Below are 12811 nucleotides of genomic sequence, written 5' to 3'. Positions count from 1 at the left end.
GTCTGGGCCGTATCTCAGTCCCAATGTGGCCGGTCGCCCTCTCAGGCCGGCTACCCGTCGAAGCCTCGGTGGGCCATTACCCCACCGACAAGCTGATAGGACGCGACCCCATCCCATACCAGTAAAACCCTTTCCCACACCCCCATGCAGAGGCGCGGAGCATCCGGCATTACCACCCGTTTCCAGGAGCTATTCCGGAGTACGGGGCAGGTTGGTCACGCATTACTCACCCGTTCGCCACTCTCACCCGCCAGCAAGCTGACAGGATCCCGTTCGACTTGCATGTGTTAAGCACGCCGCCAGCGTTCGTCCTGAGCCAGAATCAAACCCTCCACAAAAAAACCTTCATGAAGAGCCAAAAAACATGANTCGAAAAAAAAGAAAAGAAAAAGACAGACAAAACACCAACCAGGAAACCCCGGCCAATGCTCGCACAATCCTTCCAAAAAACCCGACCACAATCAAGCTTATCAAAGCACTCCACAAACGGGAGCCATGGCCGGACTGGCAATCAAAACTTAGTAGTACAAAACACGCTCTTGAGTTCTCAAACCACCACCACACAGGCAAGAAGCACAACCCCGAAGGAGAAGCACCGCCGTGCCGGGCAACGAGTGAATAACTTACACGCCAAACCCCAACAACGCAAACCCAACCACCACCACAACCCCAAAACCCCTGAAAACACAAGCATCCACCGGCGTGTCGCAAACACACAAAACCAAGCCCCACCACACGAAAACGCTATACGGGTCACACCGGAAACCGTCCATCAACCCGTCCACCGCAAATCCTCTACGAAGAATCCGCCACAAGAACGGATGGGAAACAGTCAGGCCTGACGGCGAATCGTATTGTCTCGAGTGACGATACGAGGCATGGCATGCTCCAGCACGGACCGTTCGTCCACGATCACTTCGTCTACGTCGTGCAGTTCGGGCAGCTGGAACATGATGTCCTCCAACGTCTTCTCGATGATCGATCGCAGTCCCCTTGCTCCGGTGCCGCGCAATACCGACGTGTGCGCAATGGCGGACAGGGCCTTGTCCGTGAACGAAAGCCGTACCCCATCGATGGAGAACAGCTTCTGATATTGCTTGACCAACGCGTTGGCCGGATATTGCAGTATCTGTTCCAGATCCTGTTCCGTCAGGTCGTCCAGCACGCTGACGACGGGCAGGCGGCCTATGAACTCCGGAAGCAGTCCGAATTCGGTCAGATCGTCGGCGCTGACCTGATGCAGGATCTCCGAATCCGGGACCGGAGTCTGCCGCCATGCCGAATTGAATCCGCTCTCGTATTTTCCGAGACGCTGCTCGATGATGTCCTTGAGCCCCACGAATGCGCCGCCGCAGATGAACAGGATGTCATTGGTATCGATGCGAACCGTTTCCAGATCCTTGTGTTTGCGGGTGCCTTCCATGGGCACGTTGGCGACGGTTCCCTCGATGATCTTGAGTAGCGCCTGTTGCACGCCTTCCCCCGAGACATCACGGGTGATGGAGGTGTTCTCCCCTGATTTCCGGGCGATCTTATCGATCTCGTCGATGTATATGATGCCCTTGCTGGCCCGTTCCACGTCGCCGTCGGCGGCCTGGATGAGACGCTGCAATATGGTCTCAACATCGTCGCCGACGTATCCGGCTTCGGTCAGCGTAGTGGCGTCGGCGATGATGAACGGCACGTTCATGACCCGTGCCAGCGTCTGCGCCAGATAGGTCTTGCCCACACCGGTGGGGCCAAGCAACAGAATGTTCGATTTGGCCACTTCAACGTCCGCGAAGGGATTCCGTGCATGGTTCCGTCGTGCGGACAACGCCTCGGCTTTTTCCCGAAGGCTCATGTTCACGCGTTTGTAGTGGTTGTAGACGGCCACCGACAACGTGCGTTTGGTCTCCTTCTGCCCGACGACGTAACGATCAAGGTATTCGAATATCTGTCTGGGGTATGGCAGACGCAACGCATTCGTCTCGGCGTCGTCTCGCCGTTCATCGGAAATGATGTCGACGCACAGTTCTATGCATTCATCGCAGATGGCGGCTCCCGGGCCGGTGACCAGTTTATGCACCTGATGCTCGCTTTTGCCGCAGAACGTGCATCGTGGAGTGTCTTCGCTGTAGCTGACTACTCGTCCCATGGAATCTTTCCTTGACGTCGACGTATTTGATTCGCAAAGAGGCCGGGACGTCCATGAAAGACGTCTCGGCCTCTGTTGTATTCGCCTTACTGGCGGGTTTCGAGCACCTCGTCCACGATGCCGTATTCCTTTGCCTGCGGAGCGGTGAGGATCGTGTCGACCTCGATGTCCTTGCGGATCTTCTCGATGTCCTGACCGGTGTGCTTGGCCAGGGTCTCCTCGAGCCAGGTGCGCAGACGCAGCATCTCACGTGCCTGAATCTCGATCTCGGTTGCCTTACCGAAATCCTGTCCCATGGCGGGCTGGTGGATCAGCACGCGGGCGTTCGGCAGCATCAGACGCTTGCCGTGAGTACCTGCAGCGAGCAGGATGGCGGCGGCGGAGGCCGCCTGTCCGAGGCAGACGGTCTGAACGTCCGGCTTGATGTACTGCATGGTGTCGTAGATGGCGGTCATGGCCGTCATGGAACCACCGGGGGAATTGATGTACATCATCACGTCACGGTTCGGATCCTGGCTTTCCAGAACCAGAAGCTGCGCCATGATGTCGTCGGCAGAGGTGTCGTCGACCTGCACGCCCATGAAGATGATGCGATCCTCGAACAGCTTGGTGTAGGGATCCTGACGCTTGAACCCGTACGGCGTCTTCTCCTCGAACTGGGGAAGAATGTAGCGGGCCTGCGGCATGCCGCCGGCAAGACGCTGGGCTCGTGCGATGTACTGTGCTTCTTCGGATGCCATATCATTCACCCTTCTGTGTGCTCATGGTGCCCGGCGTGGTCACGATCTTGTCGACGAAACCGTATTCCAGTGCCTGCTGTGCGGTGAACCAGTGATCGTACTCGTTGTCACGGTAGATCTCCTCCACCGTGTGGCCGGTCTGCTGGGCGGTGAGTTCGGACAGCGTCTTCTTCATGTCCATGATGAGTTCGGCGCTGATACGCACGTCGGTGGAAGTGCCGCCGACGCCGCCGGACGGCTGATGCATCAGCACACGGGCGTGGGACGTAATGAAACGCTTGCCCGGCGTACCACTGGACAGCAGGAACTGTCCCATGGACGCGGCCATGCCGACCGCCACGGTGGCGACATCCGGCTCGATGAGCTGCATGGTGTCGTAGATGGCCATACCGGCGGTGATGGAGCCGCCAGGAGAATTGATGTACAGCCAGATGTCCTTCTTCGGATCCTCGGCCGCGAGCATCAGCATCTGTGCGCAGATGCGATTGGCCATATCATCCTTGACTTCCTCACCCATCCAAATGATGCGGTCCTTGAGAAGCCTGTTGAAAATCGGATCGACGGGCCCCGCAGGCATGTCCTCTCCGGCCATGACGGGCAGAGGCGCAAACGTGTTGCTCACCTTGTCTCCTTTGTTGCGATTCTGATGTTTTTCAGACTACCGCCTGAATTCGACGGACGACTTGATTTCGGCTCACTGCGTAGGAGTATCTTCGGGAGATCCCCCGGGGAAATCCTATGCAAAAGGGTCGGAACCAGAATGAAGCTTCGGTTCCGACCCTTCTCTATACGGTATCGATCACGAGACCGTCAGTCGTGTCACTCGGCGTTCTCAGCCTTGTCCTCGGAGGCGATTTCGTCGGCCACGGCGGCAGCGGCGGAGGCGGCCTCCACGCTTTCCTGGGCTTCGGCTTCGGCCTCGTCCTCACCAAGGAACTGGCTCAGATCAAGCTCGTTGCCTTCCGGATCCACGAACGTGACGGCGCGCATGCCGGCGAGCATGCCCTTAGAGCGGCCGACTTCCTGCACGGCGGAACCGATCTGGCCGTTCTGGATGATGGCGCTGATGAAGCGGTTCGGCTCCATGCCGTACTGCTGGGCGATGGAGGCGAGGAAGTTCATGACGTCGGACTGGGAGACCTGCACGTCCAGCTTCTCGGCAAGGGCGTCGAGGGTGATCTGATCGCGCAGTTCCTTCTCGGCGGACTCCTCGGCTTCCTTCTTCTGCTCATCGGTGGCGGATTCCGGATCCGGGGTCATGGACTTCAGGTGCTCGGCGACGAGGTTCTGCTTGATGCCCTTCGGCACCGGGATCTCGACGGATTCCTGCAGCTTGGCGATGAAGGCGTCGCGGGCGGCGGTGGCCTGCTGGCCTTCGGCGTCGCGCTCGCACTGCTTGCGCACGTCGGCCTTCAGCTCGTCGAGCGTGTCGAACTCGGAGGCTTCCTGGGCGAAGTCGTCGTTGAGCTCGGGCAGTTCCTCGGCCTTGACGGAGTTGACCTTGACCTTGACCTGGGCCTTCTGGCCAGCGTGGTCGCCACCCTCGAGGGTGCTTTCGAAGGTGGTCTCCTCGCCGGCGGACAGGCCGTCAAGAGCCTCGTCGAGGCCATCGAGCATGGTGCCGGAGCCCAGCTCGTAGCTCACGCCTTCCTGGGAGTCGACGGATTCGCCGTCGATCTCGGCAGCGAGGTCGATGTTGGCGAAGTCGCCCTTGGTGGCGGGGCGATCAACGCCGACCAGGGTGCCGAAGCGCTGACGCAGGTTCTCAAGACGGGCGTTCACATCCTCGTCGGACACGGCCGGCTTGGCAACCTCGATGCGCATGCCATCGAGCTCGGGCAGATCGAACTTCGGACGGACCTCGACCTCGGCGGTGAACTTCAGACGGGTGTCGTCCTTGGCGGAGGAGGGAACTTCCTTGACGTCCAGCTTGGGCTGGTCCATCGGACGCAATTCCTTCTGCTCGGCGGCCTTGGAGTACAGCTCACCGATGCCGTTGTTGATCGCCTCGCCGGCGACGGAGGCGAAACCGATACGCTGATCGATGATCTTGCCGGGGACATGACCCTTGCGGAATCCGGGGATGTTCACCTGCTTGGCGATCTCCTTGCGGGCCGCGTCGAGATACGGCTCGAACTCTTCGGGGTCTACGGTCACGGTCAGACGAACCTTGGTGGGTTCGAGATTCCTCACGCTGATTTTCACTCTGCGCTCCAATTCGTTGAAAAAATTCCGTTAAGCCATTCAAGGCAACCGTTACATCATAACCCTACTCACGGACTCTGCAATGAGCGAAACCTGCCAATTTCTGGCGCCCTGAGATATAAGGAACTCGGAGACGTCGTCGGGAACGGGGTCCGTCCAGCACAGATTACGCAGAATCTGCGGCTTGAGGATCACTTCCACGGGTGTTCTGGTGTCCTCCCCGATCTGCACGATCACGGCCTTTGCCGCCTGCAGCCGGGCAAAACGCTCGGGATGATGCTCGCGCCAGTACTTCATGGAACGGGGGGCATTGCCCTCCTCATGGGCGGGACGGGGCGTGGTGACCGGCAACTCCGACTGGGGAAGGGACAGCGCCTCAAGGATGGCCTCGCGCCATACGGATGGCCTGACCTGACGCTGCAGAGGAGCGTATCGCTCGAACATCTTGTCCTGTTCCCCGCCGGTATGCATGCGTACCCGCTGATTCAGCGAACGGATGGCATTGAACGAGCGAAGGTTTCTCGGCTTACGCTGTCCGGCCTCGATCATGGCGGCATCGGACAGCAGCAGGGACGGCGCTATATCCAGCCGTCTGGCCCAGTCGTCGCGTGCCGTCCACAGGCTGCGCACCACGGCGAGAGCGCGAGGATCATGGCTCAACGAAGTGATGCGCGACACGCGTCTCCACGGTTCCAGATGAGGTTTGCGCGGCTGCAGCCCCTCCTGACGGAGATAGTCGAACTCCTCGCGCGCCCATTCATCCTTGCCCTGGGCCTTCAGCCCGGCCAGAAGACGGGTTCGAAGCTCGATCAGCACCTCGACGTCCAGTGCCGCATAGTTGCGCCAATCGCGCGGAAGCGGACGGTACGACCAATCCGCCGCGGAATGCTCCTTGGCCAGCACAAGGCCAAGATATTTGGCGGTGACAGCCGCCAGGCCGAATCGGGTATCGCCAAGCAGGCGTGCCGCCACCTCGGTGTCGAAGACCGCATCCGGCCTCATGCCCAGATCGAAGAACCCCGGAAGGTCCTGCAACGAGTCATGAATGATCCAGTCCTCGCCGCGTACGGCGTCGTTGAAGGAGCCCCAGTCCGCACCAGCTTCCTTGAGCGCCATGCAGTCGAACAGTGCGATGCCCGCGCCTTCTCGCTTGAACTGCACCAGCCAATCGTCATGCCCATACCGAAAACCTGACGCACGCTCCGCGTCGGCGGCCACCGGGCCTTCGGCATTGGCGAAACGTTCAACGGCCGCGTCGAAGCCCTCCAACGTATCGATCACGTCGGGCACTCCCCCGCGGGGTTCCCTCAGCAGGTGAGGTTCTTTACTCTCTGTCACTGATCGGTTCTTCCAATTCATCGTTCGTCGTCATGGATTTCAGGAACCTGGCCCATATATCCACCTGATTGCCGGCGTCCAGCCATCCCCCTTCTTCCTCGATGGGAGTCCAGGAGACTCGGATCTCGCAATCGGATCGAGGCGGTTCCTCCGCGGAACCGGACAATATGCCAAAGGACGTGTTCCGATTCAGACTTACCGTACCACCAAGGGTTTCCTCACGCGCTTCGGTGACGATGCGTTCCAGCCAGTCCCACATGAGCGAGGGGGTGAGGCTGTTGTGGTCGGAACCGGCCATGCGCATCGACGCATAGGCCACGCAACGCCACTGCGATTCCCATTCGATTCGGCGACGTTCGGAATACAGGATCATGATCCATCCGCGGGAGAAAACGGCCGATTCGGTATCGAGCTCAAGCTGAACTCCAATGCCGTAATCCGCCAGAGTGGATGGCACGGGTATCTCGCAGTAATGAATATCGGGACGCTGCTTCATGACGCGCACGGATTCGACGGCACGCCACACGCTTTGCGGCACCGTTGGCATCCCGCGATCGTCCTCGACGGAGGCTGCACGCGGAGCATCGGAGGTCTGCGATGACCGGCCGATGGGAAACGTGAATATCTCAGCCATATATCTAACTTTAGCCCCTAAGCCTACTGTTTCTTGGCATTGAAATTCCGTTGCACTCTAAGTGCCTCTAAGTGCGCCTTATTTTGTTCCGACTTCCTAAATCATGGGAGATCGCACGCCATGGCCGGAACGCGAAAATCCCCGCCTGCGAAAGCAGGCGAGGATTCACGTTCAAAGCTTGCAATGTGTGCGCCGGGAACGGCACGCACGATCAGTACACGGTCAGTCCGTGGCTCTTGAACTGATCGACCACACGGGCACGCAGCTTGGCTGACGGTCCCTTGGCGTCTTCAAGCGGGTAGGGGATGCGCAGCTCGTGCCACTTGGGTCGTCCCAGCTGGTGGAAGCCGAGCACATCGACGTGCTCGAGCGCATCGCCGAACGACGCGCAGATCTTGGCCACGTTCTCGACGTTCTCCTCGGAATCGGTCAATCCGGGGACCAGCACGAAACGCACCCACATTTTGACTCCACGCTCGGCAAGACGGTGCCCGAAGTCGATGGTCGGCTGAAGAATGCCGCCGGTGACCTTCTTGTAGGTCGCCTCGTCGCCGGACTTGACGTCCAGCAGGCACAGGTCGATATCGTCAAGCTGCTCGTCGGTGTAGCTGGCGCCGAGGAAGCCCGAGGTGTCGAGACAGGTGTGCACGCCCATCTCCTTTGCCGCGCGGAACACACGAGACACGAACGCCGGCTGCATCATGGACTCACCGCCGGAGAACGTGATGCCGCCGCCGGTGGCCTTGAACAGGTCGGCATAACGACTAATCTTCTTGACCATGGCGTCGAAGTAAACGGGCTTGCCGTCACGCATCTTCCAGGTGTCCGGGTTCTGGCAGTACTGGCAGCGCAACGGGCATCCGCTCATGAAGACGGTCATACGAGTGCCCGGACCGTCGACGGACGTGTTGATGTCCCAGGAATGGACAAAACCGATATCACCGGATTTCAATGCTTGAATGCGATCGCGTCGATCAAGACCGATCGGCGACTCGAATCCGGAAAGACCACCCATCAACGTCTGGCTGGCATAGTCCTTGTTTGACTTGAGCATATGCGGATTGGTGGTTTTGAACTGCACGTTCTCAGACATCGGCGTCCTCTTTCTACGACACAAAATGGGGGCGGGACATTCAGTGCCCCGCCCCCGGTATATCACCGTTCACACGGTGCCGATCGGGTTAGCGATCAGTCGGTGACGGCTCCCTGGTGGAAGGTACGGGAGATGACGTCGAGCTGCTGCTCCTTGGTGAGCTTCACGAAGTTCACAGCGTAGCCGGAGACGCGCACGGTCAGGTGCGGGTACTTTTCGGGGTGCTCAACGGCGTCCTCCATGGTCTCCTTGCGCAGAACGTTGATGTTCGCGTGGTAGAGGCCGTGGCCGTTGCCGGCGTCCAGGATGCCGACCAGGTTGTTGATGCGCTCTTCCTCATCGCGACCAAGACCGTCAGGGGTGATGGTGTTGGTCAGCGAGATGCCGTCGAGAGCATCGTTGTAGTCGATCTTGCCGACAGAGAACATGGACGGCAGCATGCCGTGGGAGTCCATGCCGTTCTCCGGGTTGGCGCCCGGAGCGTACGGGGTGCCCTTCTTGTGGCCGGACGGGAAGGAACCGGTGTTCTTGCCGTACTCCACGTTGGAGGTGATCGTCAGGATGGACTGGGTCGGGACGGCGCCACGGTACACGGGCAGGCGCTTGACCTGGCCCATGACGGTGGACACAACCCACTTGGCGATGTCGTCGGCGCGATCGTCGTCGTTACCGTAGATCGGGAACTCGCCCTCGGTGCGGTAGCCGACCACCAGATCGTCGTCAGCGCCCTCGACGTACTCGTACTCGTGGCCTTCGAGGTTCTTGGCGTCCTTGTTGTAGATCGGGTACACCTTGGCGTACTTGATGGCAGCCAGGGAGTCGGCGGCGATGGACAGACCGGACATACCGCAACCAAGGGTACGGTACACTTCCTTGTCGTGCAGAGCCATCTCGATGGACTCGTAGGCGTACTTATCGTGCATGTAGTGAATGATGTTCAGAGCCTGCACGTAGGTCTCGGACAGCCACTCGAGAGCCTTCTCGTAGTTGTTCTTGACCTTGGTGTAATCCAGGGTGCCGTCGGCCTCGGGGGTGATCGGATCGATGACGCCCTTGTCGATGACCTGCATGCCGGTCATCTCGTCACGGCCGCCGTTGATCGCGTACAGCAGGGCCTTGGCGGAGTTCACACGAGCGGCGAAGAACTGCATCTGCTTGCCGACGCGCATCGGGGACACGCAGCAGGCGATGGCGGCGTCGTCGCCCCAGTGACCACGAATCTCCTTATCGGACTCGTACTGGATGGCGGAGGTGTCGATGGAGATCTTGGCGCAGAAGCGCTTGTAGCCTTCCGGCAGCTTCGGATCCCAGAAGATGGTGATGTTCGGCTCCGGGCCAGGTCCGAGGTGCTCGAGGGTCAGGGTGGCGAGCAGACGGAAGGAGGTCTTGGTGACCATGGCGCGGCCGTCGTCGGCGAAGCCGGCGTCGGACCAGGTGGCCCAGTAAGGATCACCGGAGAAGATGTTGTCGTAGTCCTTGGTGCGCAGGAAGCGGACGATGCGCAGCTTCATCACGATGTTGTCGATGATCTCCTGAGCATCGGTCTCGGTGATGAGGCCGGCCTTCAGATCGCGCTCGAAGTAGCAATCGAAGAAGGCGGAGTTACGACCGAAGGACATGGCGGCGCCGTCCTGGCTCTTGATGGAGGCGAGGTAGCCCATGTAGGTCCACTGCACGGCCTCGTGAGCGTTCTGAGCCGGGCGGGACAGGTCCAGACCGTACTCGTTGCCAAGGTTGATCAGCTGCTTGAGGGCCTTGATCTGCTCGTCGTGCTCCTCGCGGAAGCGGATCCAGTGCTCGATCTCGGTCTCGGTGAAGTCGTTGCGGTAAGGAATGGAGTCCTTATCCTTCTTCTTCTGCTCGATCAGGTAGTTCACGCCGTACAGGGCGACACGACGGTAGTCGCCGATGATGCGGCCACGGCCGTAGGCGTCCGGCAGGCCGGTGAGGATCTTGTTGTGGCGAGCGACCTTGATCTGCTTGGTGTACACGCCGAAGACGCCGTCGTTGTGGGTCTTGCGGTACTTGGTGAAGATCTTCTTGATCTCCGGATCAGGCTCCTTGCCGGCTTCCTTGATGGCCTGCTCGACCATACGCCAACCGCCGTTCGGCATCATGGCGCGCTTGCAGGGGACGTCGGTCTGCAGGCCGACGATCACGTTGTCGACCTCGGGGCTGTCGATGTAGCCAGCCGGGAAAGCGTCGATGCCGGCAGGAGTGTGGGTGTCCACGTCGTAGACGCGCTGCTTACGCTCCACGGCGAGGTAGTTGTCGTCGAGGTACTTCCACAGATGCTTGGTCTTGTCGGTGGCGTCGGCCAAGAAGGACTCGTCGCCCTCGTAGGGGGTGAAGTTCTTCTGGATGAAGTCACGGACATCGATTTCGTTCTGCCAGTTACCGCCGTTGAAGCCGTCCCAAGCCTTGGCCTGGAGATCTTCGGCAGAAACCTTGGTGGCATCTACTGCTGTCATATTCGCTCCTTGTTGAGGATTTGCAACGTCGCGTCATCACTCCGTTGTCATTGACTATTCTATGCGGCCCGCAAGCCGGAAAATGGCCGTTTTCGCGTGACGTTCCTCACATTTCAGAAGGCTTTTCGGCGGCTTTATGAAGCAGCTCACAAAACGCGTGTGAGCCGTCTCACAGCATCCTGTAAGACGGCTCACACGATTGGGGTTCCAAGAGGTTCAGCGGCGCTCAGACGGGCATGTCAGTGCCAGCCACGGTCCTGCTCCTCCCACTTCCGGTTGCGCTCCTCGACGATCTTCCACGCGTTGAGGGCGTCCTCCTCACTGTCGTACGGGCCCATGCGTTCCGAAATCGGAGACTTGGGTCCGAGCTCGGCCTTCTCCGTACGCGTGTTGAAATACCACTTCTTGTCATCCTTGGATGCCATGGCTTTCCTTTCCCTTGCTATGCACGTTCTTATTCACGATCATTCATGATCCACGTCATTCACGTCCTACTCGCGGAAACGACTGGTGATCGGCAGACGACGATCGCGCCCGAAGGCCAGCGACGTCACCTTCGGGCCAAGCGGATACTGACGACGCTTCCACTCGGCACGATCCACCAGACGCATGACCGTGTCCACGGTCTGCTCGTCGAATCCGTCCTCCAGCAGATCGGCGCGGCCGTGCGCGTGTTCGATGTACGCGGCGAGCACCTTGTCGAGCAGCTCGTACTCGGGCAGGGAATCCGAATCCTTCTGACCGGGACGCAGCTCGGCGCTCGGAGGCTTGATGATGGAGTTGACGGGGATGATCTCGTCCCTCTGAACGCCGGGATCACCCTGCTCATTGCCGACCAGTCGCAAGCCGCCGATGCCTACGCCCTGGGAAGCGGCCTTGTTGCGCCAGCGAGCCAGCTGCCAGACACGGGTCTTCAGCAGATCCTTGATGGGGGCATAGCCGCCGACGGCGTCGCCATAGATGGTGGAGTAGCCGCAGGCGAGCTCGCTCTTGTTGCCGGTGGCGAGCGCGAGCAGTCCCTTTTCGTTCGAATACGCCATGACGATGACGCCACGGATGCGCGCCTGCAGGTTCTCGGCGGCGACGCCGTCGAGCGAGAGCTGGTTCTGGTAGGCGTTGAAGAGCGGCTCGATGGGTTGGATGTCGTAGTGGGCGCCAAGGTTGCGGGCCAAGTCGGCGGCGTCGTCCTTGGAGCCGTCGGATGAGTACATGCTCGGCATGGACACTCCCCAGACATTTTCGCCGCCGCAGGCGTCGGCGGCCATGGCGGCCACCAGAGCCGAGTCGATGCCGCCGGACAGTCCGAGCACCACGCCGTGGAATCCGTTCTTGACCATATAGTCCTTCAGTCCCAGTACGCAGGCGGTGTATACCTCCTCGTCCGGATCGAGCACGTCGGCGATGGTGGACACCAGACCGTCGTGGTCGTCGGCCTCGGGCAGCGTCCAGAAGCTCAGGTCCTCGACGAACTGCGGGGAGCGTTCCAGCAGCGTGCCGTCACGGTCGATGACGAAGCTGGCGCCGTCGAACACGAGATCATCCTGGCCGCCCACCTGGTTGAGGTAGATCAGAGGTGCGCCGACCTCGTGCGCCCTGCGCTGCGCGATGTCCACTCGGAGGTGGCCCTTGCCTTCCTCGTAGGGGGAGCCGTTGATCGTGAGCAGGACGTCGATGTTCTCTCCGGCCAGTTCGGAGACGGGGCCGCCGTCCTGCCAGATGTCCTCGCAGATGGCCACGCCGATGCGCCGGCCGTTCACTTCGAATACCAGGGAATGGGTGCCGGGGGTGAAGATGCGGAATTCGTCGAACACGCCATAGTTCGGCAGGAAGTGCTTGTCGTATCCGGCCCACACCACGCCCTTGTGCAGTACCACCAAGCGGTTCTGCGGCAGCGATGCGCTGCGTTCGGTGCCTACGGTGCCGACCACGACGTACAGATCTCCCATGTTCTCCTCGGCGAGCTGTTCGGCGAGTCGGTCGGCACGGTCCCATGCCGCCTTGCGGAAGGTGGCGCGGAAGGCGAGGTCCTCGATGGGGTATCCGGTCAGCGTCATTTCGGGGAACACCACCACATCGGCGTGTTCGGCCGCGGCCTTGCGCGAATACTCGAGCACCTTCGCGGCGTTGCCGTCGAGGTCTCCCACGCAGGTGTCGATCTGGGCCAATGCAAAACGAATCTCACTCATAATCCAT

General features: G+C 60.2%; 10 protein-coding genes and 1 rRNA gene. All 11 read right to left on the bottom strand.

Annotated elements, in window-relative coordinates; genetic code table 11:
• A 16S ribosomal RNA gene (locus tag Tam10B_RS11795) occupies positions 1-338 on the bottom strand; the annotation flags it as partial.
• Between the two features lie 494 nt (positions 339-832).
• Positions 833-2137 carry an ATP-dependent Clp protease ATP-binding subunit ClpX gene (gene clpX / locus Tam10B_RS11790; RefSeq protein WP_093961425.1) on the bottom strand — a complete coding sequence of 435 codons (1305 nt, stop codon included), beginning with the start codon at positions 2135-2137 and terminating at the stop codon, positions 833-835.
• A gap of 86 nt (positions 2138-2223) precedes the next feature.
• Entirely contained in the window at positions 2224-2877 is a 654-nt protein-coding gene (locus tag Tam10B_RS11785) for an ATP-dependent Clp protease proteolytic subunit (protein WP_093961424.1), read from the bottom strand.
• Between the two features lies 1 nt (position 2878).
• Positions 2879-3499 carry an ATP-dependent Clp protease proteolytic subunit gene (locus tag Tam10B_RS11780; RefSeq protein ID WP_093961423.1) on the bottom strand — a complete coding sequence of 207 codons (621 nt, stop codon included), beginning with the start codon at positions 3497-3499 and terminating at the stop codon, positions 2879-2881.
• A 197-nt stretch (positions 3500-3696) separates the two neighbouring features.
• Entirely contained in the window at positions 3697-5082 is a 1386-nt protein-coding gene (gene tig, locus Tam10B_RS11775; protein WP_093961422.1) for a trigger factor, read from the bottom strand.
• Between the two features lie 51 nt (positions 5083-5133).
• Positions 5134-6441, bottom strand: coding sequence for an HRDC domain-containing protein (locus Tam10B_RS11770; protein WP_093961421.1), 1308 nt, complete (start codon positions 6439-6441; stop codon positions 5134-5136).
• Positions 6407-6967, bottom strand: a complete 561-nt coding sequence (locus tag Tam10B_RS11765) for a DUF3000 family protein (protein ID WP_269843605.1) — start codon at positions 6965-6967, stop codon at positions 6407-6409. The genes Tam10B_RS11770 and Tam10B_RS11765 overlap by 35 nt, the downstream gene beginning before the upstream one ends.
• A 298-nt stretch (positions 6968-7265) precedes the next feature.
• Positions 7266-8147 (bottom strand): pyruvate formate-lyase-activating protein, encoded by an 882-nt coding sequence (gene pflA / locus Tam10B_RS11760; protein WP_093961419.1) that lies wholly within the window; start codon positions 8145-8147, stop codon positions 7266-7268.
• A gap of 95 nt (positions 8148-8242) precedes the next feature.
• Positions 8243-10618, bottom strand: a complete 2376-nt coding sequence (pflB, locus tag Tam10B_RS11755) for a formate C-acetyltransferase (RefSeq protein ID WP_093961418.1) — start codon at positions 10616-10618, stop codon at positions 8243-8245.
• Positions 10619-10857: 239 nt separating this feature from the next.
• A complete protein-coding gene (locus Tam10B_RS11750; RefSeq protein ID WP_093961417.1) occupies positions 10858-11043 on the bottom strand; it encodes a hypothetical protein in 186 nt (61 codons plus the stop codon).
• A gap of 66 nt (positions 11044-11109) precedes the next feature.
• Positions 11110-12804: an NAD+ synthase gene (locus tag Tam10B_RS11745; RefSeq protein WP_093961416.1), complete on the bottom strand. Its 1695-nt coding sequence runs from the start codon at positions 12802-12804 to the stop codon at positions 11110-11112.
• Positions 12805-12811 lie beyond the last annotated feature (7 nt).

It is taken from the genome of Bifidobacterium vansinderenii (assembly GCF_002234915.1).
Taxonomy (GTDB): domain Bacteria; phylum Actinomycetota; class Actinomycetes; order Actinomycetales; family Bifidobacteriaceae; genus Galliscardovia; species Galliscardovia vansinderenii.
The sequence above is the reverse complement of the archived record's forward strand: the minus strand, read 5'-3'. Positions and strand labels throughout refer to the sequence as shown.